Genomic DNA, 22,676 nt, shown 5'->3' on the forward strand with positions numbered 1-22,676 from the left:
TTTTTCAGTAGGATACCAGTAAGGAACATTAAAATAACATCAACAAAGGGATAATATGGAAAATGTAACCTTTGTAAGTAATAGTCATCAGCGTCCTGCCGCAGATAACTTACAGAAATTAAAATCACTTTTGACAAATACCCGGCAGCAAATTAAAAGTCAGACTCAGCAGGTTACCATCAAAAATCTTTATGTAAGCAGTTTCACTTTAGTTTGCTTTCGGAGCGGTAAACTGACGATTAGCAATAATCACGATACGATTTACTGTGACGAACCTGGGATGTTGGTGCTCAAAAAAGAGCAGGTAGTTAACGTGACGCTTGAAGAGGTCAATGGCCACATGGATTTCGATATACTCGAGATACCGACGCAACGACTTGGCGCTCTCTATGCACTTATCCCAAACGAGCAGCAAACCAAAATGGCGGTACCCACAGAGAAAGCGCAGAAAATCTTCTATACGCCTGACTTTCCTGCCAGAAGAGAGGTATTTGAACATCTGAAAACGGCGTTCTCCTGTACGAAGGATACAAGCAAAGGTTGCAGTAACTGTAACAACAAGAGTTGTATTGAAAATGAAGAGTTAATTCCTTATTTTCTGCTGTTCCTGCTTACTGCTTTTCTCCGACTCCCGGAGAGTTATGAGATCATCCTTAGCTCGGCTCAGATAACGTTAAAGGAGCGCGTTTACAACATTATATCTTCGTCACCCAGTAGACAGTGGAAGCTTACGGATGTTGCCGATCATATATTTATGAGTACGTCAACGCTCAAACGGAAACTTGCAGAAGAAGGTACCAGCTTTAGCGACATCTACTTATCGGCAAGAATGAATCAGGCAGCAAAACTTTTACGCATAGGCAACCATAATGTTAATGCTGTAGCATTAAAATGTGGTTATGACAGCACGTCCTACTTCATTCAATGTTTCAAAAAATATTTTAAAACTACGCCATCGACATTCATAAAAATGGCGAACCATTAACATTTTTTGTATCTGTCACTCAAGTAAAGATTTTTATTAAAATTGTAATAATTTAAAATTCAGACTGCGCATTAACACGCTTTATCAGGATGGGAGGCTATTCAACATCATTGTTCTGTCCGGAAGACAGCTTATACTGATATCTCTGGTAATTTAAAGTAAGGCTGATTATATAAACGATTTTTGTGAACTTGTCATCGCTATGATGACTGGTAAACCGATATTGCCTTATTCACAGCGTAAGAATTCGTCCAGATGACACTATCTCCTTCCGGCTTTAACCCTGTGGATTAAGGCCGGCATTTTATTCATATTTATACATCATCCGTTCCCTCTGAGAACTATTTGCCTGAACGGTCTACACCGAAACAGTCACGCTTGTTAGCTTTCTGCCAGGCATACCTCTTCTCTTCCTCCTGATATCGATATAATGCCTGGGGGCCAGCCTGAGGATGATACTGCTCATAAACCCCCTGCCTTTTTGACGCTATAGCTGAAGGGAGTAAAGAAAAGACGATATCATTATTTTGCAAAAAAATACAAAAATAAGCGCACCATTAAAAACAGTCTTTCATTTATATTTTGGAACCTAAGACAAATTATACTCTTAAACTTTCAACGAATGGTCATTTAGTGGAAATCTTCGAGAAAAATGGTTCTGATGGTGTAATTATCAGACCATTAACCATGAAGATATAATAAGCAGCATTTACACCTCCCAAAAATGCAGTAAGATAGCTACAAAACTAATCTCTATTGCAATGAGGCCAAGTTAAATATGTAAATATTTAGATGCCCGGCGCTGACTCTCTGCTCCAGGATATACGACAGCGTCCATTCGATAATCACGGTTAGTTATAACAATATTATTACCAACATGTCAGTTATTTAAAGCACAGGCATAAGCTAAATAATCAAATGTTAAAAATATATAAACCCGAGCCCGTACAATATGACATTAAGCTCATAATAAAAGCTCAACCTGACCGTTAGTACTAACAGCAGAATTACTGAAACAGTAGATTCTATCCTAACGACTTGTATTAGCTATTATAATTTTTCACCCTGTAAGAGAATACACTATTATCATGCCACATTTTAATCCTGTTCCTGTATCGAATAAAAAATTCGTCTTTGATGATTTCATACTCAACATGGACGGCTCCCTGCTACGCTCAGAAAAGAAAGTCAATATTCCGCCAAAAGAATATGCCGTTCTGGTCATCCTGCTCGAAGCCGCCGGCGAGATTGTGAGTAAAAACACCTTACTGGACCAGGTATGGGGCGACGCGGAAGTTAACGAAGAATCTCTTACCCGCTGTATTTATGCCTTACGACGTATTCTGTCGGAAGATAAAGAGCATCGTTACATTGAAACACTGTACGGACAGGGCTATCGGTTTAATCGTCCGGTCGTAGTGGTGTCTCCGCCAGCGCCGCAACCTACGACTCATACATTGGCGATACTTCCTTTTCAGATGCAGGATCAGGTTCAATCCGAGAGTCTGCATTACTCTATCGTGAAGGGATTATCGCAGTATGCGCCCTTTGGCCTGAGCGTGCTGCCGGTGACCATTACGAAGAACTGCCGTAGTGTTAAGGATATTCTCGAGCTCATGGATCAATTACGCCCCGATTATTATATCTCCGGGCAGATGATACCCGATGGCAATGATAATATTGTACAGATCGAGATAGTTCGGGTTAAAGGTTATCACCTGCTGCACCAGGAAAGCATTAAGTTGATAGAACACCAACCCGCTTCTCTCTTGCAAAACAAAATTGCGAATCTTTTGCTCAGATGTATTCCCGGGCTTCGCTGGGACACAAAGCAGATTAGCGAGCTAAATTCGATTGACAGTACTATGGTTTACTTACGCGGTAAGCATGAGTTAAATCAATACACCCCCTATAGCTTACAGCAAGCGCTTAAATTGCTGACTCAATGCGTTAACATGTCGCCAAACAGCATTGCGCCTTACTGTGCGCTGGCAGAATGCTACCTCAGCATGGCGCAAATGGGGATTTTTGATAAACAAAACGCTATGATCAAAGCTAAAGAACATGCGATTAAGGCGACAGAGCTGGACCACAATAATCCACAAGCTTTAGGATTACTGGGGCTAATTAATACGATTCATTCAGAATACATCGTCGGGAGTTTGCTATTCAAACAAGCTAACTTACTTTCGCCCATTTCTGCAGATATTAAATATTATTATGGCTGGAATCTCTTCATGGCTGGTCAGTTGGAGGAGGCCTTACAAACGATTAACGAGTGTTTAAAATTGGATCCAACGCGCGCAGCCGCAGGGATCACTAAGCTGTGGATTACCTATTATCATACCGGTATTGATGATGCTATACGTTTAGGCGATGAATTACGCTCACAACATTTGCAGGATAATCCAATATTATTAAGTATGCAGGTTATGTTTCTTTCGATTAAAGGTAAACATGAACTGGCACGAAAATTAACTAAAGAAATATCCACGCAGGAAATAACAGGGCTTATTGCTGTTAATCTTCTTTATGCTGAATACTGTCAGAATAGTGAGCGTGCCTTACCGACGATAAGAGAGTTTCTGGAAAGCGAACAGCGTATTGATAATAATCCGGGATTATTACCGTTAGTGCTGGTTGCCCACGGCGAAGCTATTGCCGAGAAAATGTGGAATAAATTTAAAAACGAAGACAATATTTGGTTCAAAAGATGGAAACAGGATCCCCGCTTGATTAAATTACGGTAAAATCTGAGAGAGGAGATATGCATTATTTTTTTATCATCGTAATCTGGTTGCTTAGCATAAATACAGCATGGGCTGATTGCTGGCTTCAGGCTGAAAAAATGTTCAATATTGAATCCGAACTACTTTACGCTATCGCCCAGCAGGAATCGGCGATGAAACCTGGCGCCATTGGTCATAACCGAGATGGTTCAACCGATCTTGGCCTGATGCAAATTAACAGCTTCCATATGAAAAGGCTGAAAAAAATGGGGATTAGTGAAAAACAGTTGTTACAGGACCCCTGCATTTCTGTCATTGTGGGCGCATCCATTTTATCAGATATGATGAAAATCTACGGTTATAGCTGGGAGGCCGTTGGCGCTTATAATGCGGGGACGTCACCGAAACGATCGGATATAAGGAAACGTTATGCTAAAAAAATTTGGGAGAATTACAGAAAATTAAAAGGGATGTCAGCAGAAGAGAAAAACAAAAGACTTTCTATCGCGGTAAACAAATAATGAGACAGGAATAGCTTACTTTCAGATAGTTCTAAAAGTAAGCTATTTTTTTATCAGCTTGCCGTCGTCATAAGCAACTGGGCTTGCATTGCTTTTAGTTGTACAAACTGTGAGGCGTCTTCCAGCATTCTATTGTTCCGTGAATCCCGGAAATCTGCACGTACCTGCTCCAGATTACTATGAGGATTATCCTTAAGTACAAGGGCCGCCGCCATCGTTCCGGTTCTTCCCACTCCGCCCAGACAATGAATCATCGGTAAATGCTTATCTGATGAACTACGCCCCGGCGCGCCATTTTGGTTACTATTTTTCACAATATCCGCCAGGTATTCTAACTGATCCGTAGACGGTAACGGCTGGTGATCTGGCCAATTTTTCACATGCAATACCGGGATTGTATACCGCTTTTCCCCGCAGGACAGTTGCATATTGTATTGGTCTACCGCACCTCCCTGACTGGCTGAACTCACTTTTTGGCTGTTGGTATGCACCTCGCCAAAGGTGTAGCTCCCTCTGAAATAGGGTGGTAATTGTTTTGCCAGCATCTGATCTTCCGACGTTAACACCACCAGGCACGAACATTCTTTTTCAAGAAGCATTTTCATATGCGCTTCCAGCGCATCCGGCGTATTTTTTGGGTACGAACCGGCTAATGCCACAGGCTTACCGTCAAAAGTTAACGTATTCACTGGCACAGGCATTCCATCGCTCAGTTTCACCTGGGTTTGCTGATTAATTGGAATGCTGCTGACCGCAAACCGTGCCAGGCCCAGTGTCGGTCCGCTCATCGTCTGTGGCATTGGCGCGCCGGCTTTTATTTTCTCAAGTTCAGCTGTAACGTTTTTCAGTTCTTTAGCAATAACGTGAATATTTTTTACAGCCTGGGTTAATTCATGGGTAGAGGCTTTATCAATCCACCTCTCAACCACTCCCCCACAGGTTCCCCATTGTGAGAACCTGTCTGCTCCTATCTGAATATTTGTTAACGTTGTAACATAATCATTAAGTTGTTTAGCCTCTGGAATTTTATTTAAATTCTGTAAATTCGTCATTAATGAACGCAGCGGGCCGTTACCTGAAGCCATCTCCTGGAAGTTTTCTCGCAGGCTATTTCCATCCATTTGTTCCAGTTGCGGTAATGTTCTTTTAAGTCCCTTTAGCGCGATATCGAGTAAAGGTTGCTTACTTTCTGCTCCAACATCGTTATTTTTTTCTGCCACTTTTGTATCGCCGCCTTTTATGACTAAAGCGGCATTCCTGACACCAACATTATCCTTGCTATTAATAAGGTTTATAAACCCTTCGTCAGCAGCTTTTACACACTCCGTGATCTGCACTGCTAAACGTTGGGTAAGGGGTTTGTTCATATTTATACGGGACATTAACAGTGCGTCATTAACCGCTGTTTCCCCATATTTTTCCGTTAGTGCATGGAGAAATGTCTGTAAAATCTTTTGGTCCTGTACTCTGATATTTTCCGTATGTTTTTGCACCACTTCAGTGTTTTTAAATAACGGCATTTTTCCAAGCCAGGTTAATACTTTTGACGAAAATTTTTCAGGCGCAACATATGCCTTATCAGTATTTTCCTTAGCAATATAAAGTCGGGCATCATTCGACACACCAACTTTTGAAAACGAAGACAACGTTAAATTATTCAATTTTCTCTCCTCATACTTTAGCATATTCCTGCAGTATGTTTTTGAGCGCTTCCTGCTGAGTCACAAATGACTCAAGCTGCGATATAATATGGTAAGTATTTGTCAGATCGGTAATTGCATGTATAAACAACAACGTCTCTGCAGCATCAATATACGCTAACGTACCTTCATTATTCGCAGCCAGTTCACCATTAATCACCATAATCTGCCGCCAGATAGAATCGCCACAAACAGGCGATAACGGTATAATCATACCGTTCAATAACCAGATATCATCTTTAGCTTCAATAGACGTAAAAATATCGCTATCGAGTAGTAATAAGCACTGATTGTTGTCGTCAAAAGTGAGCGGTAAACCCAATTTCTCACCAATATTAGCGATAATATCCTGGTGTGCTTGCAATTTACTTTCCTCTTGAATTATATCTTTTATAAGATTGCTTCTTCAAATTTAATCTGGTTACATGATGTTTTGATGCATTTTCGCGCCCATCGCCGGGCGCAATATTTCTCTCCTTTAATCCAGTAGAATAGCCATTCACTACGCATCGGAACACATATCAGCAGCTCCTTCGGATCATTTTCAACATGACGTAACTTGCCTTTAATAACAAAACGCGGACTGTCAGCAATATCATCATATATTGCAGACATACCTGAACCGGGTACTACATGTGTGATGATTTTCATAACAATTAATCTTGTTCAATTGTTGTCGAGCGAGAGAAAAATACTACACCCTGGACTCAAGACTTTTTTTAACAACACGACATATATCCGCAAAGGTCGTCATATCAGGAAGATCGTTTTCATTACAACTAATGTCAAACTCCTCACTAAGACCAAATACAATATCAATTAAATCCAATGAGTCAGCGTAAAGATCCTCAACCAGATGGGTCTGACCATTGATACTATCAACATCAACGGCAATACAAGAGGTGATCACTTTTTTGACTCTTGCTTCAATATCCATATTCATCGCATCTTTCCCGGTTAATTAACGCTGCATGTGCAAGCCATCAACGGTAGTAATAACCCGATCCACGCCAGGTTTATTCAGGTATGACTCGTAAGCTGGGCCAGCTCGCCAGCTACCGTCTCCGATAAGGCCGTCCAGCACATTACTTAACACATAGTCAGTTTCCCCTTTTTGCCTGGTCAGCCCCGCCTCTCTGGCAAACTGCAGTGCAATCTCAGCCAGTTTTTCTTTTTGTGGATGATGAGTAATGACCTCTTTAAGCGTATCCATTTTCGCTTTCAATTCTGGGTGCTTGTCAATATCGCTACATTGCGCTTTCAACGCTGCACTCTTTATCGTGTCATTGGGTAATATTTCCGCACGCAAGCCGTCAAACGCTCTGCGTACAGGGAACGGTGTGGAGGTATCCGGCTCCAGGGCTTTACGTATCACACCCAAAAACGTCTCACGGGCGTCGAAATGCATTGAATGCATATTCGTAACGCTCGGTACTGTTGAGAGGAAACTATTTTGCTTAAACTTCAAACCAGAAAATGGGCCAGTCTTATCTGTCTGGCTATTATCATTATCGGTCGTACCGGCTTTATTACCTGTAATTACCGTCGAGTCTGATTGTAAGGTATCGATTTTAACATTCTCGACGCCAGCCAGTTGACTGGCAAGCGGCTTCACATTCACAATCTCTGCCGTCTGGCTTTGCTGTTTATTATCATCAACGCCGTGCACCGTGGCCTGTACAGGCTTGCCGATAATGTTCTTGCTGGTTACGCCATCAACTTCATCAAAAGAGGGTGTTTCACCCGTAGTGCCCTTTTCTGACGTGACCACCTTTCCATCTTTACTTTCGGATGAAGCGTTGGTCACAGCCTCTGCCGTCGCATGAGCCGTGACGTCAATTTTACCCGCGATGCCATGGTCAATTGCCCCTGTGCTGGCGCTGTGTGCCGTCTCCGTTTGATGCGTAGTCGAATCCACACGCGAATGACTATGACTTACGTTACTGCTGTTAGTCGAATGGTGTGACTCGCCATGGCGTTGGCTGTTATCAATAAATGTTCGGCTATTATCAATCGTCTTCCGGCTATTATCATGGTTGCTATTATCGATATGGCGCTGGCTATTATCGACATGGCTTCGGCTATTGTTAATATGCTTACTGTTATCCACGCTATGGCTACTGCTATCAATATTAATATTGATATTAATACCCGTAGGTTCTGCTTTTTTCCCACCATCAGGTACTGGTCCAGCCGCAGGTTCCGGAATTTTAGGGTCAGGCAGTTTATCTGCAGGAATTTGTGCAAAAACATTACGTAGCAGCAGGGGTATCAACGTTTGCGTTTCAAGGTGCCGGGCTTCCCGTCCTACGCTGGTACCCTGCTCTTGCGTTAATTTTTGGTGGCACATATCAAGCGCCTCAACCGCCTTCGCCGCCGCTTTGTCAACAAGCTGCGTAAGACTGCTGCGGGTTAACGGATCCAACGTACAGCCAAAGTTATGTTCAATGCAGCTAGCAATATAGGGCATCACCTCCTGCATAACAAGATTCGTCGATAATTTACTTAATTCACCGCCAGTGTTATTTTTGATGATATCTAACAGCTGCTTTTCCAGGTTTTCCAGCTTCGCTTCCGCTTTCTTTGTTTCTGGCAGCCATGGCCCAAAAGCTGACTTTTCTTTCAGGCCATCTTTTATGATTTGCGCGGTATACTCTGCCCCCACCTTCATCAGTAGCGTCTTCGCCGCAGGAGAATCACTGGTGGCGTTGAGCGCTGAACGAAAGAGCCCGGCAAACTCCATTATCGCTTTCTTACCGGCGACATTATTTGAATTGGTAAAAACTTCTTTTAACGCCTCAGCGTCTTTCCCGCATTTAAACAACGCATCCAGACTCGCCTGTTTGATCAGCGCGGGAAAATCTTCCAGTTGCGGGCCTCTAATTTCCCCTGACAGCGTCGTTGTGGCACTTTCTCTGACTGCGGAAAGATTCGCCGCAAGATTCGTGGCCTGCGTTTTGATCTCGGTCTGCATACCTGGCATTATGACGGGGGGCTGAGTCCTTACACTTGTAACCATTATTAATATCCTCTTCTGTTATCCTTGCAGGAAGCTTTTGGCGGTTTCCAGGCTGCTACTTATCGTACTGCTCAGCACTTTTACCAGGTTGTCGTATAATGAATTGGCATTGCTATATTTTTGCGTCAGCGTCTGTAATGTGGTTTTCAGATTTTCTTCCTGCGCTTTAAAACCCGACTGCCAGGCTTGATATTTGGCGTTATCCATTTCGAGTTTTGAATCTTTTCCCGGCGCGCCTAAACCATCAATATCCTGAACCATTTTTTGTAATGGCGTCAGATCAACGGTGACGACATAACCGGATCCATAAGATTTCAGGCAGCTATTCGGCAAATTCAATTCACTGAGCCACTGTCTCGCTTCCGCTTCAGTAGCTACTTTAACGCCGCTGCCTGACTGCGCTGGGAATAAAACGGTATTACTGTTTATTTGATTATATTTATTGACTAAACTGTTTAAATCATTTTTGAGTGAGGTAACATCTAGCTTAACGGTATTACCGTCCTTACCTGGTAATAACCAGCCTCCCATTTTGGACAGAATGTCACTGAAGGCCTGATAAAAATCGGTATAGACTGCGACAACGTTTTCATAAACGCCCAGATAGCTGTCACCTATCGCCGATATATTTTGGGAAACCATATCCCAAATCTCAGCATCAGAAATGGTTGTTCTCGGCTGCGCCATAGGCGAAGCGCTAAATAAGGCCGACGTCGGCGCAGAAAACGCGCTCCGCAGGTTCTCATTTTGCTCTGCGGATAATGACACGCCAGACTTCGCCAGCGCATTCAGGCTGCTGGTCAACTGCTGGCGCGCCAGCGTGCGCTCGTCATTATTCTCTTCAGAGATCGGTGGCGTTGACTGCAGCGTCTGCTGTGCCTGCTGGATTTTAGTAGCCGCCTGCGATAATGAAATGATATCTGTACCGCGATGTTCTGTGGTAGACGGTACCACGGCAATCTCGGCGTGCTCGCTCGCCGAAGGAGTCTGCGGCCGTTCGGCAACGATCCCCGGATGAGGAGAAGCGGAATAATTTTGAATATTAAGCATAATATCCCCAGTTCGCCATCAGGAGCGCGATTAAATCACACCCCTGATGGCGTATAGATGACCTTTCAGATTAAGCGCGAATATTGCCTGCGATAGCAGCGAGTGCGGATGCTTTCGACTGGTTAATGCTCTCCATTGTTTTCAGCATTTCCTGAATCAGGCTGGTCGATTTACGTGAACTTTCACGGGCTTCGTCCGATGCGGTGCTGGCAACCCGGTTATTCACCTGGCTAATTTGCTGCTCGGAACGTTCCTGAGTAGCGGCGTACTGCCCGGACGCCCCTGCAATACCACCGACCGTAACTGAGTTTTTCATAATCAGATCGCCCGTCATCTGCATCTTGCGCGCATCGATTCGGGTCATATCCATGGTATTCTGCTCAAGACGAATATCGGATTCGACAGACTCAAGACGTTTCGACAGAATAGCCTGATGTTCAGGGGAGATTTGTTTATTACTGTCTTTAATACCCAGACTTTCCGTGGCGCTGGTTCCGGCATTAGATTTAAGCGTCGCATCATTAAGATTTTTCGTCGCATCGGTACCGGTTTTCTTCATATTTAACGATTTCAGAGAATCGACGCCTTCAGCACCGAGTTTGACGCTATTCTGCCCGTTCAGCACGTTTTTAATACTGTGGCTTTCAGTGGTCAGTTTATCGATCTTCGCGGCATTATGTTTAAGCGCGCCTCTTTCATTCTGCAGCCCCTTATATTCCAGTTTGGCGCCCACGCCAGTGATCCCCAACTGAAGCGCGCTCTGGGAAATACTACCGGACAACGCATTCATCCCTTCGCGCATCATGGAGCTTGCCGTCGTTTTAGCTGCATCAAAGCTGACTAATGACAACTTACCAGACAGTTTGCTATCAGCCTGGTTCAACGTCAGCATTAACGTATTCGCGGCAGCCAACAGCGCAACGGCACTGGAAGACATTCCGCTAATATCAAAAAACTTTCCGACTTCTGCCTGCTGCTCGCGTAACTGGGTTTGCACAACCTCATTCGCTTTAGTCGTGACATTATTTGCCAGAGCATTCAAATCCTGATTCATGTCGGTATTTTGAATACTGGCTTTTAAAAAGGACGTGATCGTTCCGGGGGTTTGCGTTAATACCCCTGGCGCAGGCGCGCTCAGTGTAGGACTCAACCCCAGGTCACTGACTTTACTGCTGCTAATACCAATACTATTCAGAATATCTTTAGCGCTAACGGATTGCGAAGCTGTCTGTGAACTATTCTCAACAGAATGATTATTTAAATAAGCGGCGGGATTTACTCCCACATTACTAATTAACATATTTTTCTCCCTTTATTTTGGCAGTTTTTATGCGCGACTCTGGCGCAGAATAAAACGCGAAGCATCCGCATTTTGCTGTACCGCGGAAGACATGGCTTTTTGCAGTTCCGCCGTTACCTTCTGGTTTTCACCAAATATTTCTACGGATTGTTTAAGCCACTGCTGAATCTGATCCATGGCAAAACGGGCGAGCATAAAATCAGCAAGCGCCTCGCTGGCATTTTTAATAAATACGCCCTCGGCAACACCACCGGCTGACTGGGCTGCGGTATTCGTGACTTCCATGCCCAACGCCACTTTATTTAGGGTATTACCTACCAGCTCTTTACTTAAGGCATTCGTTTGCAGGCCCATCTTGCTACCCACATTACCCAGGCCGCTAGTAATACGTTGCATCCCCTGGGTAAAGAGTTTGCTGCCGTTTTGCGCCAACTGTTTCAGCACGTTAGGCACCAACTTCTTAATCGTTTCGCCCATCATTTTGCTCAGCGCGTTACCCAGTTTCGCCGCCGCGCCTTTCCCGACAACTGCGACCACCACAATGACCGCGACCATCGCAATAGCGGCGACAATCGCACCAACAATGCTGCCGGCCATCTCTGCCGTTTTCTTATCGACGCCTAATCCTTCCAGCGCTTTGGTAATCGCCTTGCCAATCAGCTCCATTAACGGCTTCAGCACATGCTCCATAATCGGGTTTAGCGCCTGCTGAATAAACGACACCCCCGTCGCCGCCTTCACAATTTCATCGGCAACCATTACCGCAAGTCCCACCGCAGCCAGCGCCAGACTCGCCCCACCGGTAAAAACAGCGGCCACAACGCTGACAATGGTTAGCAGCGCGCCGAGGACTTTCCCGATACATCCCATAATGCGGTTCGTTTCCTCGGCTTTGCGCGTCTCTTCCTGGAATTCAGCCGATTTCTTTTCCATCTCCGCCTGACGCCCTTCCTGCAAGGCGTTGAAAAGCGCAAGATCGTTTTGCAGGCTTTCTTCCGTATTTTTGCCCACAATCTCAATAAACATGGCCATGAGCATAGTGAGGCGGGCGACATTTGACAGATTATCCTGCTCACCCTGGGAAACCTGATTCTGAGAGGCGGCATTAGCCGTTCCCTGGAATTTGGTCAGAATGTTATCCGCTTTCTCGGCTTTCGCTTTGGCGTCTGTGCCTGCTTTAACCGTCGCATCCGTGGCCTTATCTAAGGCCTCTTTCGCCTCTGTCGCTTCTTTTCCGGCCTGTTCTACCGCGGCTTCAGCTTGTGCATAGCCGGGGTCAGCCGGGTCCAGCGATTGCAATTTATTTTGCGCCTGCGTCAGTTTTTTGGCCGCAGCGTCATAAACACTCTTGGCGGTATCCGTCTTTTTGATACTGGCTTCATAGAGATCCGTCGCCTCCTGAGCCTCTCCCAGAGCCGTCTGGAATTCTTTCGATACCTGAATCCCCATCTCTTTTTGTGACTCAATCATCGCCTGCCATACCGCCAGACGAGACTCCAGTTGAGACAGCGAAACATCGCCCAGTAGGGTCATTAACTTGCCAAGCAGTAATGTCAATTGCCCTTCGCTGGAGAGTTTTTCCCGGGCGGCGTCCGTAGGCGGCTTTAGACCCACCGTATTAATAGCGCTCTCGCCGGACTTTGTTCCGGCTTTAAGGTCGCCCGCTTTCGTTGCCACCACATCTTTAAAAGCTTTATCCGCCGCTTTTAAAAAGTCCGTGTTCTTACGAACGCCTTCAAAAGCCGCCTCAGCGAGGCGCGGATTTTGGGTATATCCGCTACGGCTAATGCTACTTGCGTCATTTACCATAATTATTCCTTTTCTTGTTCACTGTGCTGCTCTGTCTCCGCCGTTTTTAGCGCCTCCAGATAGACCAACGCTTTTGCCCGCAGAGACTCATCTTCAGTACGTTCATTGACAAGTTCAAAACACTGTCTGGCTTTTGCCGCCTTACGCATTAATAATTGACACTGCCCGGTAAAAAAAACGGGGCGATAATCATTTTTAAGTAACGTAAACGCTACTGCATAAAGGTCACATGCTTTCTGAAATTGTTTTTTCAGTTGGCATACCGCCGCCAGTCCCATGGTGTAATCGGGATTGTAAAAATCATAAATGCATAAGAAACGAAAGAATGTCTCAGCTTCATCCAGTCGTCCCTGGTTATAAAACTCATAAGCATGAGCATATAAACCGTCCATCATATCTTGAGGGATCCCATGAACGTCTTTTAGCGTGGCGCCTTCACTAACGGCATCCCAAATCATTTCCGCAACACGTTCTTCGCTGACATTATTTTGATAATCCATTACTTACTCCTGTTATCTGTCACCGACTTTGTAGAACTTAACGACTGCGTTTATCTGATGCAGTTATTAAACCCCGACGGTGGTTAGTGAACATTCAAAAAACGCCCAATGAATACATCGCTACTGCTTTACGCGGCTCAATGCCGTACCTCGTTTTCTTGTGGCTGAATAACGTCTTTGCCCGCGTTTTCTACCTCTTCCAGCCAAACCAGAAGACGTAAAACTTCATCAATTTCTTCCAGACTCACCAGATCATAACGGCGATGGGTTTTGAAAAGACTGCGCGCCAGTTTGATATCGACGATCACAGGTACGCCAACCTTCTCCGCATAGGCGCGGACGGCCAGTGCGCGCTGATTCGTTTCATACACCGAGATCATCGGAATCGGCATCAGTTCGGGTTTAAAATAAATCCCGATCGTAATATGCGTGGGGTTGGCAACAATCAGGCGTGAGTTTTCAATATCAGATTTCACCTGTTCAGACAGAATTTCCATATGAACTTCACGTCTTTTAGATTTAACCTCTGGGTTCCCTTCCTGCTCCTTCATTTCACGCTTCACTTCTTCCTTATCCATTTTCATATCTTTCATGGTCAGGAAATATTCCGCAATAGCATCCAATAATAAGACAATCAATGCGCAAGCAAGGCAAGTTAATACCAATGCGAGGAGAAGTTCACGCCAAATGACGGCAATATCCACAACATTGCCATTTAACTGAGAAAAGATTTCAACCTTATATTTCTTCCAGCAAATGATGGCGGCCACCACAAAGGATGAGAGATACAGTAGGGTTTTGACCGTATCTTTAACCGTGCGCATACTAAAAAGTTTTTTCGCCCCTTCTACCGGGTTTAACGCCGATAAATTAGGTTTTAATGCTTCTGTCGCCAGCACAAAACCGGCCTGTAATAACGCCGGTAATGCGGAACACACTAAGCAGAGCAGCATAAATGGAATTAGATATTTTAACCCTATCCCAAAAACGGCCAAACTGTAGTCAGCCATGCTCTGATCAAAATTATCCGCAATAATGATCTTAATTATCCCCATAAACTCATTAAATGAGCCATACGACACCAGATAAGCAATTCCTCCCAGCGTCAGGCAGGCGATAATGAGATCTTTACTTTTAAATGACTGGCCTTTTTTAGCGGAGTCTTCCAGCCGTTTTTTAGTCGGTTTTTCTGTTTTATTCGAGGACATGCGTCGCCCCTCGCTCGTAAAACCAACTGCTTAATCCTGTGGCCTGGAAAGAGAGTCGCAGTACATTGTCCGGTAGTACCGGGGAGAAATAAAGCAGCATAATTAAAACAGCAATACCGCTTTTTACCGTCAGTGAAATCGCAAAGGCGTTCATTTGCGGAGCAAAGCGCGACAATAAACCCAGGAATACTTCTGACAGCAACAGCACTAATACCACCGGACTGGCCAGAACCAAGGCGTTTTGAGCCACCTGATTAATAAACGTTAATAGCGGCGGTAATGAAGGCGTGCACTCGTTCATCGGATCGCATAGCTGATAGCTTTTATTTAACACGTCAACCATCGTGACCAGACCGCCGTTTTGTAAATAAACGACAGCGGCAAACATATTCAGGAAATTAGCCATTTCCGAGGTATCAATACCGTTTGCCGGATCGATACTGCTACTTAGCGTTGCCCCTCGCTGGTTATCGATAATACAACCCAGCGCATGCATAACCCAAAAAGGCCATGACAGCAGACAGCCCAGCATGACGCCTACCGCCGCTTCTTGCAGAACTAACGGGATCATCGCCACCGATAAAAACGGCGGCGCCTCGTTCAATGCATGCGGCCATACTCCCAATGCCACCAGGATGATAATGGCGTTTCTCGGCGCGCCGCTTAATACCCCGCTATTCAAAAACGGCAGGAAGAAAAAAATCGGCGCCACGCGAGCAAACCCTAGTGCCGCAGACGCAACCAGGTGATGAATTTCAAAGTACAACGCGTAAAACATTTTTTACCCCTTAGCCAACGCCAGGAATATCACCTGACGCCCGTAAGAGAGTAAAACTTCGCCATACCAGCCAGAGAGTAAAAACAAGCACAAACACACGCCAAGTAATTTAATGCCAAAAGGCAGCGTCTGTTCCTGTAATTGCGTTACCGTCTGGAATAACCCTACCAGGAGGCCGATAATCGTTGCGACAATCGTCGGCCACCCTGACAGGATCAAAACAAGATAGAGCGCCTTATTACCTGCAAACACTAAATCATCCATTTAACTATCCCGTCTCGTAATGATGTCATGTTGCAATGTCCATATACTGTAATATCAATCCCTTAGACAGTAAGGTCCAGCCATCAAGCGCGACAAAAAGCACCAGCTTAATAGGTGTAGATATCGTCACCGGACTCATCATCATCATCCCCAGCGCCAGTAGCACGCTGGATACCACCAGGTCGACGACGACAAAGGGCAAATAGAGATAAAAACCAATTTTAAACGCGCTTTTTATTTCGCTCAGCGCATAAGCAGGTAATAACGCAAATATTGATGGTTTTTCAATTTCATCTTTGTCACGCTTTACCGTCTCGGTCTCTTCTCCATACTGACGCTTCAGTTGCGCGTTTTCAAAAAACTGGACTAACTCGCGATCTGAATATTTGATCAGATAATCGCGATAACCATCCAGACCTTCATCAACGTGTTTACTTAATGACGAAATATCATTAAAGGTGACATCTTCGTCCTCAAAATAGACGTAGGCATCATGCATTATGGGCCACATAACAAACATAGAAAGCAGCAATGCGACGCCGTTAAGCGTCATATTTGAAGGTATCTGCTGCAATCCCAGGGCGTTACGCACCATGACAAATACAATAGAAAATTTAACGAAACAGGTTCCTGACGCAATAATAAATGGCAACAGGGTGGAAAATGCCAGTAAGGCAATTAATGAGATATCATTCCCCATTACCAGACTCGCTCAGCCATTCATGGATCTCAACGCCTAAGGTGTCATTCATCTGTACCAGTTCGCCATTACCCAGCAAAACACCATTCGCCATAATTTCAACGTTAAGTTCAGCATTGGTCGGCAGTGATAATAGCTGTTGCTGCCCCATGGCTTCGAGTTCGGCGAGGGTAACGTTCTTACGATACAAAACAAATTCCAGTTTGACGGGCAATTGATTCAAGCCAGGCAGAGTTTCTGCAGTTTCAGTTGTATTATTTTCTTCTTCGATATGTTGAATATCTAACGTTTCCACAATAATTCCCCCTTCAACACGGTTGAAATGACCTAACTTTTTCGCGTAGCAATAAACTTCCGCACGGGAAGTACGAATCAGGAGTACATCTCCGATCCCGATTCGGCCCAGCAACGAACGCTGCGTATCACTGCTACCGATTACAAAGCGCAACGGCCAACGCAGCATTTTCGGCCTGCCGCCCCCGACTGCAGGCAGTTCAGGAAGATGCTCAAACCACAGGCCGCCCCGATCGCTCATAATGTGCAACAATTTCCCTTCCGGCAGCGCGCTTCCCGGCACGGGGTTCTCTACGCATAAACGCCGACAGGACAAATGCGGCACGGGCAACTCAAACGGTCGCTCTGTTGCAGCAAGCCAGGGAACGACCAGGTGCTCAGCGCCAGCAGAAACCGCCGCCCCCGCCAGAGCGGGAGAGACATGCTCAAGCCAGTCCCCAGGTTTAATCCAGGCCGACCACCGTTTTTCTGCATCGCTCAACCGAACCCACATTCCCTGTCGCGTCGGATATTCCAGCGTAGCTTCCCGGCCATGGCGCTGGCATTCTGTCGCGGTTTGCGCCAATAGCCATTCGCGACGATCAATCTGTCTCACACGCAATGACATCAGGCGTCATCCTCCTCGCCAGATTGCTGTCTGTGCTGTTGCTGCTGCGGATTTTGTTGATCGTCTCGCGTCAGGTGCCAGCGCTGGGGATTACCGTTTTGCCATTGATCATGCAAACGATGTTCAACCTGCGTATTTGACGGTATTAACGAAAACTCCCCTGCTTGCCGCGCCTGAATATTGACGGAATAGTCATTTCCCCAGCGCTGAAAACGGTAAGTCAGCGAGCTATCCTCTCCTTTCACGCCATCGGCAGTGGGAAAAATAGTCATCATCGGCTTTGATTGCGCCGCTAAAGGCATTTTTTCATCGCCGCCGGTTAATTGGCTAAGATCGGCGATAGTGGTTGGTTGCAGCGGAAGCTGAGAAACATCTTTAACCTTTTTATGATCTTTATCGTCAGGCTTACCGGTATTGGCTGCGGCCATTCGGGCAGGTGCGACATCCCGCGCCAGCGGCGCGCCCTCTTTACGAATGCCTTCGCCCGCGATGGCTTTATTATCTCCAGGCAATGCCTTGATATTATCGTCAGAGATTCCCGTGGCGTTATCGGCTACTTCACTAGCGGATTCCACGGCTTTTAAATCAGCAGATAATTTTTTACCGCTTACGCTTTCTAACGGCCTATTTTTAGACGATAGCAACGCTGCGGATTTATCTACTTTGGCCTCCGCAGAGATCAAACCGACAGATTTTTCAGCAGTGACTTTCAACAGTTTTTCAGCAATCCTGAGTTCGCCTTTTCCGTTATGATGCAGACCAGAAACGTTGCCATTGTGATGTTCTGATTTTGCTGGCGCGCCATGTCGCCATGCCGCCAGTAATACCGGTAAAGCCGTTTCTTTATGCATTACGAAAGCATCACCATAGTCGCGATCTTTTTTATCACCAGAATATTCTGTCTTATGTTTCTCCACCGCTTTTTTTAATGCTTCTGATAAACCGCCGACCTCATCCTGCTGCGGCAGTAAAATGTTTCCGGATGAACTGACAGCTGACACATCGCCCATTAAATTATCTCCTCTGACTCGGCCTCTTCCTGCTGTATCTCTCGCTGGATGTAGTGTCTTTTCTGACGGATTATCCAGCGTTGATAGTTCCCTTCTTTGCGCAACCAATATTTACTTTTTTTCTGAAACTCTTCCCTTTTCTTTTCCAGCTCGCTCCGTTTTTCCTGAATTTGTATAATCTGGAGTTCTAAATCTTTTATCTGCCGGCGAACAATAGACTGCTTACGTAATAACGTATAAATTTCCTCACGACTGAGCTGTCTGTTTTCTGCACGCAGCGTATCTAATAACAATTTCAGACCCGCTATTTGTTCAAGGATCGCCTCCTCCTCGGCCTGCAGCCCGCGGTCCTCATCCTGATAGCGAAGTAATATCGACTCACACTGTGAATGAAATACCGTACAGCGCCGCTGCAATACTTTAATTCTGGTCAGCGAATGCATTCATACCGCTCAACGTGTCATCAAAGGATGAATATTGCGCTACCGGCTGGCATAACCAGGCTTTCAGGCTATCCCGCATCTGCATCGCCCGATCGTTATCGATATTTTCGCCAGGACGATATTCTCCCAAGTCAATGAAAAGCTGGAGCTCTTCCAGACGCGTCATTAATTTACGCACGGCAGATGCCTGTTCAGCATGTGTCGGCGTCGTGACTTGTCCAAAAACGCGGCTTACGCTTTTCAGTACATCGATTGCCGGGTAATGTCCCTGCCCGGCCAGCTTTCTGCTCAGATACAGGTGACCGTCAAGGATAGAGCGAATTTCATCCGCCATCGGGTCCGCCTCTTCCTCGCTTTCCAGCAGTACCGTATAAAAGGCAGTAATGCTTCCCTCGCTGGTCGCCCCGGGGCGTTCCAGCAAGCGGGGCAAATTATCGAATACGGAGGCGGGATAACCTCGACGGGCCGGACGCTCTCCCGACGCCAGTGCCACGTCTCGCAAAGCACGCGCATAACGGGTCATGGAATCGATAAAAAGCACGACCCGTTTTCCCTGGTCGCGAAAATATTCCGCTACGGTTGTCGCCAGTTGCGCCGCATTGCAGCGATCGACCGAGGGGAAATCGGAAGTGGCAAAAACCAGCACGCATTTTTCTTTCTTATGCGAAGCGCGCAACATATCCACGAATTCAGTGACCTCACGGCCTCGTTCACCGATAAGACCAATAACAAAGACATCCGCCTCCGTTTGCTCGATCAGCATATGCATCAGCATGGTCTTACCGCATCCTGCGGAGGCAAAAATGCCCATTCGCTGGCCTACGCCACAGGTCAATAACCCGTCAATCGCGCGCACACCGGTAATCAGCGGTTCACGGACGCCAACGCGCGAAGCGTAAGACGGCGGTGCGACATCAATAACGCGTTCTTCGCTAATCGGCGCCACTTCAGGGGTAAAACGCTCAACGATTTTCCCCGTCGGATCCAACACCGCGCCTAATACCGAGTATCCCACCCACGCCGATAACGCACGTCCAGTGGGATAAAGCACGACATCGCGGCTCAGCCCCTGGGCATTGCCGATAAGGCTCAGCACGGTGCGTTCCCGCTGTAAGCCAACCACCTGCGCACGTGCAACAACCTGTTTTTGGTGCCAGCCACGGCGTATTTCACACAGTTCGCCAATGGCCACATCGCGCAATTCCGCCTCAATAATTGGGCCGGTTATTTTTTGTGGGTAGGCCAGATATTGCAGTAAACGAGGTGTTTTCATCTCATTAGCGACCGACTAAAAACTTCCAGATAGTTATAAAACCCATTCAAGGCAGTAGAGAACTTTTCACCGTCAGATAAAAAATCCGGATGCACTAAGGCTTTAAGCGTTAGCTCCCCATTCTGCTCCCCCAGAAGTAATTGCCCGCCGCGGGCAAAATGGCATCCTTCCATTATGGTCATTAAGATTTCATAAGCCCGCTGTTGTAATACCACCATGCTGTCAGCACCCAATTGCGCCCAGATCCATACATCATCGTCCTTGACGCTGATACAGATACTTGGCAATGCAAATAAATCCAGAACAATTGTTGAATGGCTATCTATTCCTCCAATTAATGAAGGATCGCAACCACTTACTTCCAGTGCGGAACGAACTAATTCAGCGATATCCAAATGTTGCATAGATCTTTTCCTTAATTAAGCCCTTATATTGTTTTTATAACATTCACTGACTTGCTATCTGCTATCTCACCGAAAGATAAAACCTCCAGATCCGGAAAACGACCTTCAATCATTTTCTTAATAAATCGACGGACATCGACAGACGTAAGGAGGACAAGATCTTTATGTGCAATCAATAAATCATCCAACTTAAGTGTAATGAGATCCATCAAATTAGCGGAGGCTTCCGGGTCAAGGCTGAGGAAGGTACTGCCAGAGGTCTGACGGATCCCTTTGCGAATAACATCCTCAACCTCAGCAGATACCATTACTGCTCGTAATTCGCCGCCATTGGCGAATTTATGACAAATATAACGCGCCATTGCTCCACGAATATGCTCCACAAGGTTAATGACATCTTTTTCTCTTGGCGCCCACAATGCGAGCGCTTCCATAATTAATTTCATATTACGCACGGAAACACGTTCGCTTAACAAACGCTGCAAAACTTCAGATATACGTTGTACCGTGGCATGTCTGAGCACTTCTTTAAGTAAATCAGGAAATTTCGCTTCCAGTTGGTCCAGCATATGTTTTGTTTCCTGAATACCGAAATATTCATTGACGTTGCGCGCCAGCGTCACCGCCAGACAGTGGTAAAGCTCATCAAGCGCGTTCCGCAACACATAGCCAAGCTCCCGGAGTTTCTCCCCCTCTTCATGCGTTACCCAGAAATACTGACTGCTACCTTGCTGATGGATTGTTGGATTAATACCAAAGGACACGACTTCATCGGAATAATTTACCACTCGCATCAAATCAAAATAGACCGTAAATTGTTCAACACGGATCTCATTAATCAACAATACGATGCTGTTATCGTCCAGGCCCTCGCCATCGCGTAACAATACTTCCGGCAGGCGCACGCCATAATCAATAAAGAACTGACTACGTAGACGCTCCGCAAGTTGAGCTTTTTCCAGATCTTCACGCCGGCTCTTCGGCACAAGTAATATCAACGGTACAGTCTCTGTAGAGACTTTATCGAGATCGCCAATCAGTCCTAACGACGACCCTTCTTTTTCCTCAATACTGAGCGGCTGCTCGCCTTTGCTGGTTTTAGGTTTGGCGGCGCTACGTTTTGCTTCACGGAATTTAAAATAGAAGAGTACGCTTAAAACCACCGATAAAATAACAAAAACCGGCAGCGGGAATCCCGGCAGAGTTCCCATTGAAATGGTCAAAATAGCCGTAACAACCAATACAAATGGGTTGTTCAACAGCTGCGTCATGATATTCCGCCCCATATTATCGCTATCGCCATTTACGCGAGTCACGATAAAACCGGCACTAATCGCAATCAACAATGCGGGGATCTGGGCGACAAGACCATCACCAATGGTCAGCATGGTATAAGTAGACAGAGCGGAGGACAAATCCATACCATGGCGGGTCATCCCCACCGAAATACCGCCAATAAAGTTCACAAAGATAATAATGATGCCGGCAATAGCGTCACCTTTGATAAACTTCATCGCACCGTCAAAGGAACCGTAAAGCTGGCTTTCCCTTTCCAGTACGCTTCGCCGTTCGCGCGCAGCATCCGCATCAATAATACCGGCCTTCAAATCGGCATCAATACTCATCTGTTTACCGGGCATACCATCCAGAGAAAATCGGGCCGCGACTTCCGCGACGCGTTCTGAACCTTTGGTAATAACGATAAACTGGACCACGGTGACAATAGAGAAGACAACAAAACCCACCGCCAGGCTATCGCCAATAACGAATTGCCCGAACGTGGCGATAATTTCACCGGCATCGGCTTCAATCAAGATAAGACGGCTGGTACTGATCGATAATGCCAGACGAAAGAGCGTGGTAATTAACAGTACCGCAGGAAACGTTGAAAAACTGAGGATTCTGTCAATGTAGAACGACCCCATAAACACCAATATCGCCAGTACGATATTCAGTGCGATCAGGAAATCAACCAGATAGGTAGGTAATGGAATGACGAACATAGAAATGATCATCACCATTAGTACCAGAATCAGTAATTCAGGTCGTAAACGAGCACTGTTAAGTAGAGAAAGCAGCACT

22 protein-coding genes are annotated in these 22,676 nt (G+C 45.8%); 3 read left to right on the forward strand and 19 right to left on the reverse strand.

Going from position 1 to position 22,676, the window contains the following annotated elements:
• Nucleotides 1-55: 55 nt before the first annotated feature.
• The 3 genes from hilD (at nucleotide 56) to iagB (ending at nucleotide 4,235) form a co-directional block, all read left to right on the forward strand.
• Nucleotides 56-985 (forward strand): transcriptional regulator HilD, encoded by a 930-nt coding sequence (gene hilD / locus EOS97_RS03570; RefSeq protein WP_000432699.1) that lies wholly within the window; start codon nucleotides 56-58, stop codon nucleotides 983-985.
• 1,088 nt (nucleotides 986-2,073) lie between these two features.
• A complete protein-coding gene (hilA, locus tag EOS97_RS03575) occupies nucleotides 2,074-3,735 on the forward strand; it encodes a transcriptional regulator HilA (RefSeq protein WP_001120081.1) in 1,662 nt (553 codons plus the stop codon).
• Between the two features lie 17 nt (nucleotides 3,736-3,752).
• Entirely contained in the window at nucleotides 3,753-4,235 is a 483-nt protein-coding gene (iagB, locus tag EOS97_RS03580) for an SPI-1 type III secretion system invasion protein IagB (RefSeq protein ID WP_000558930.1), read from the forward strand.
• A 53-nt stretch (nucleotides 4,236-4,288) separates the two neighbouring features.
• On the opposite strand, the gene sptP is transcribed toward iagB, so the two are convergent.
• The 19 genes from sptP to invA form a co-directional block, all read right to left on the reverse strand.
• A complete protein-coding gene (gene sptP, locus EOS97_RS03585) occupies nucleotides 4,289-5,920 on the reverse strand; it encodes an SPI-1 type III secretion system effector GTPase-activating protein SptP (RefSeq protein WP_000922308.1) in 1,632 nt (543 codons plus the stop codon).
• Nucleotides 5,907-6,299 carry a chaperone SicP gene (gene sicP, locus EOS97_RS03590; RefSeq protein WP_127836121.1) on the reverse strand — a complete coding sequence of 131 codons (393 nt, stop codon included), beginning with the start codon at nucleotides 6,297-6,299 and terminating at the stop codon, nucleotides 5,907-5,909. Before sicP ends, sptP begins: the two co-directional genes overlap by 14 nt.
• 26 nt (nucleotides 6,300-6,325) lie before the next feature.
• On the reverse strand, nucleotides 6,326-6,586 hold the full coding sequence (locus tag EOS97_RS03595) for a hypothetical protein (RefSeq protein WP_000692255.1): 261 nt from the start codon (nucleotides 6,584-6,586) through the stop codon (nucleotides 6,326-6,328).
• Nucleotides 6,587-6,629: 43 nt separating this feature from the next.
• Nucleotides 6,630-6,878 carry an acyl carrier protein gene (locus tag EOS97_RS03600; RefSeq protein ID WP_001055579.1) on the reverse strand — a complete coding sequence of 83 codons (249 nt, stop codon included), beginning with the start codon at nucleotides 6,876-6,878 and terminating at the stop codon, nucleotides 6,630-6,632.
• A gap of 18 nt (nucleotides 6,879-6,896) precedes the next feature.
• On the reverse strand, nucleotides 6,897-8,954 hold the full coding sequence (sipA, locus tag EOS97_RS03605; RefSeq protein ID WP_000258823.1) for an SPI-1 type III secretion system effector SipA: 2,058 nt from the start codon (nucleotides 8,952-8,954) through the stop codon (nucleotides 6,897-6,899).
• 18 nt (nucleotides 8,955-8,972) lie between these two features.
• Nucleotides 8,973-10,004: an SPI-1 type III secretion system needle tip complex protein SipD gene (sipD, locus tag EOS97_RS03610; RefSeq protein WP_000932241.1), complete on the reverse strand. Its 1,032-nt coding sequence runs from the start codon at nucleotides 10,002-10,004 to the stop codon at nucleotides 8,973-8,975.
• Between the two features lie 70 nt (nucleotides 10,005-10,074).
• Nucleotides 10,075-11,304, reverse strand: coding sequence for an SPI-1 type III secretion system needle tip complex protein SipC (sipC, locus tag EOS97_RS03615; RefSeq protein WP_000909028.1), 1,230 nt, complete (start codon nucleotides 11,302-11,304; stop codon nucleotides 10,075-10,077).
• Between the two features lie 27 nt (nucleotides 11,305-11,331).
• Complete coding sequence (gene sipB, locus EOS97_RS03620) at nucleotides 11,332-13,113, reverse strand: SPI-1 type III secretion system needle tip complex protein SipB (protein ID WP_000245782.1); 1,782 nt, start codon at nucleotides 13,111-13,113, stop codon at nucleotides 11,332-11,334.
• Between the two features lie 2 nt (nucleotides 13,114-13,115).
• Nucleotides 13,116-13,613, reverse strand: coding sequence for a SycD/LcrH family type III secretion system chaperone SicA (gene sicA, locus EOS97_RS03625; RefSeq protein WP_000386309.1), 498 nt, complete (start codon nucleotides 13,611-13,613; stop codon nucleotides 13,116-13,118).
• 137 nt (nucleotides 13,614-13,750) lie between these two features.
• On the reverse strand, nucleotides 13,751-14,821 hold the full coding sequence (spaS, locus tag EOS97_RS03630; protein WP_000097721.1) for an SPI-1 type III secretion system export apparatus protein SpaS: 1,071 nt from the start codon (nucleotides 14,819-14,821) through the stop codon (nucleotides 13,751-13,753).
• Complete coding sequence (gene spaR, locus EOS97_RS03635; RefSeq protein ID WP_000498965.1) at nucleotides 14,808-15,599, reverse strand: SPI-1 type III secretion system export apparatus protein SpaR; 792 nt, start codon at nucleotides 15,597-15,599, stop codon at nucleotides 14,808-14,810. Before spaR ends, spaS begins: the two co-directional genes overlap by 14 nt.
• 3 nt (nucleotides 15,600-15,602) lie before the next feature.
• Nucleotides 15,603-15,863 (reverse strand): SPI-1 type III secretion system export apparatus protein SpaQ, encoded by a 261-nt coding sequence (gene spaQ, locus EOS97_RS03640; RefSeq protein WP_000342503.1) that lies wholly within the window; start codon nucleotides 15,861-15,863, stop codon nucleotides 15,603-15,605.
• Nucleotides 15,864-15,888: 25 nt separating this feature from the next.
• On the reverse strand, nucleotides 15,889-16,563 hold the full coding sequence (gene spaP / locus EOS97_RS03645; RefSeq protein WP_000526016.1) for an SPI-1 type III secretion system export apparatus protein SpaP: 675 nt from the start codon (nucleotides 16,561-16,563) through the stop codon (nucleotides 15,889-15,891).
• On the reverse strand, nucleotides 16,553-17,464 hold the full coding sequence (gene spaO / locus EOS97_RS03650) for an SPI-1 type III secretion system protein SpaO (RefSeq protein WP_000058734.1): 912 nt from the start codon (nucleotides 17,462-17,464) through the stop codon (nucleotides 16,553-16,555). The genes spaP and spaO overlap by 11 nt, the downstream gene beginning before the upstream one ends.
• Nucleotides 17,464-18,474, reverse strand: a complete 1,011-nt coding sequence (gene spaN, locus EOS97_RS03655; RefSeq protein WP_000503104.1) for an SPI-1 type III secretion system protein SpaN — start codon at nucleotides 18,472-18,474, stop codon at nucleotides 17,464-17,466. The genes spaO and spaN overlap by 1 nt, the downstream gene beginning before the upstream one ends.
• A complete protein-coding gene (spaM, locus tag EOS97_RS03660) occupies nucleotides 18,474-18,917 on the reverse strand; it encodes an SPI-1 type III secretion system protein SpaM (RefSeq protein ID WP_000555884.1) in 444 nt (147 codons plus the stop codon). The genes spaN and spaM overlap by 1 nt, the downstream gene beginning before the upstream one ends.
• A complete protein-coding gene (invC, locus tag EOS97_RS03665; protein ID WP_000856766.1) occupies nucleotides 18,895-20,190 on the reverse strand; it encodes a SctN family type III secretion system ATPase InvC in 1,296 nt (431 codons plus the stop codon). Before invC ends, spaM begins: the two co-directional genes overlap by 23 nt.
• Complete coding sequence (gene spaK / locus EOS97_RS03670; RefSeq protein ID WP_001164066.1) at nucleotides 20,187-20,594, reverse strand: SPI-1 type III secretion system chaperone SpaK; 408 nt, start codon at nucleotides 20,592-20,594, stop codon at nucleotides 20,187-20,189. The genes invC and spaK overlap by 4 nt, the downstream gene beginning before the upstream one ends.
• Before the next feature lie 23 nt (nucleotides 20,595-20,617).
• Nucleotides 20,618-22,675 (reverse strand): type III secretion system export apparatus protein InvA, encoded by a 2,058-nt coding sequence (invA, locus tag EOS97_RS03675; protein WP_000927219.1) that lies wholly within the window; start codon nucleotides 22,673-22,675, stop codon nucleotides 20,618-20,620.
• Nucleotide 22,676: the final 1 nt, after the last annotated feature.

This window comes from Salmonella sp. SSDFZ54, assembly GCF_004010735.1.
In the GTDB taxonomy this organism is placed as follows: domain Bacteria; phylum Pseudomonadota; class Gammaproteobacteria; order Enterobacterales; family Enterobacteriaceae; genus Salmonella; species Salmonella enterica.

Coding starts and splice junctions, on each gene's coding strand:
- hilD (WP_000432699.1), top strand. CDS start 56: ATGGAAAATGTAACCTTTGTAAGTAATAGTCATCAGCGTCCTGCCGCA.
- hilA (WP_001120081.1), top strand. CDS start 2,074: ATGCCACATTTTAATCCTGTTCCTGTATCGAATAAAAAATTCGTCTTT.
- iagB (WP_000558930.1), top strand. CDS start 3,753: ATGCATTATTTTTTTATCATCGTAATCTGGTTGCTTAGCATAAATACA.
- sptP (WP_000922308.1), bottom strand. CDS start 5,920: ATGCTAAAGTATGAGGAGAGAAAATTGAATAATTTAACGTTGTCTTCG.
- EOS97_RS03595 (WP_000692255.1), bottom strand. CDS start 6,586: ATGAAAATCATCACACATGTAGTACCCGGTTCAGGTATGTCTGCAATA.
- EOS97_RS03600 (WP_001055579.1), bottom strand. CDS start 6,878: ATGAATATGGATATTGAAGCAAGAGTCAAAAAAGTGATCACCTCTTGT.
- sipA (WP_000258823.1), bottom strand. CDS start 8,954: ATGGTTACAAGTGTAAGGACTCAGCCCCCCGTCATAATGCCAGGTATG.
- sipD (WP_000932241.1), bottom strand. CDS start 10,004: ATGCTTAATATTCAAAATTATTCCGCTTCTCCTCATCCGGGGATCGTT.
- sipC (WP_000909028.1), bottom strand. CDS start 11,304: ATGTTAATTAGTAATGTGGGAGTAAATCCCGCCGCTTATTTAAATAAT.
- sipB (WP_000245782.1), bottom strand. CDS start 13,113: ATGGTAAATGACGCAAGTAGCATTAGCCGTAGCGGATATACCCAAAAT.
- sicA (WP_000386309.1), bottom strand. CDS start 13,613: ATGGATTATCAAAATAATGTCAGCGAAGAACGTGTTGCGGAAATGATT.
- spaS (WP_000097721.1), bottom strand. CDS start 14,821: ATGTCCTCGAATAAAACAGAAAAACCGACTAAAAAACGGCTGGAAGAC.
- spaR (WP_000498965.1), bottom strand. CDS start 15,599: ATGTTTTACGCGTTGTACTTTGAAATTCATCACCTGGTTGCGTCTGCG.
- spaQ (WP_000342503.1), bottom strand. CDS start 15,863: ATGGATGATTTAGTGTTTGCAGGTAATAAGGCGCTCTATCTTGTTTTG.
- spaP (WP_000526016.1), bottom strand. CDS start 16,563: ATGGGGAATGATATCTCATTAATTGCCTTACTGGCATTTTCCACCCTG.
- spaO (WP_000058734.1), bottom strand. CDS start 17,464: ATGTCATTGCGTGTGAGACAGATTGATCGTCGCGAATGGCTATTGGCG.
- spaN (WP_000503104.1), bottom strand. CDS start 18,474: ATGGGCGATGTGTCAGCTGTCAGTTCATCCGGAAACATTTTACTGCCG.
- spaM (WP_000555884.1), bottom strand. CDS start 18,917: ATGCATTCGCTGACCAGAATTAAAGTATTGCAGCGGCGCTGTACGGTA.
- invC (WP_000856766.1), bottom strand. CDS start 20,190: ATGAAAACACCTCGTTTACTGCAATATCTGGCCTACCCACAAAAAATA.
- spaK (WP_001164066.1), bottom strand. CDS start 20,594: ATGCAACATTTGGATATCGCTGAATTAGTTCGTTCCGCACTGGAAGTA.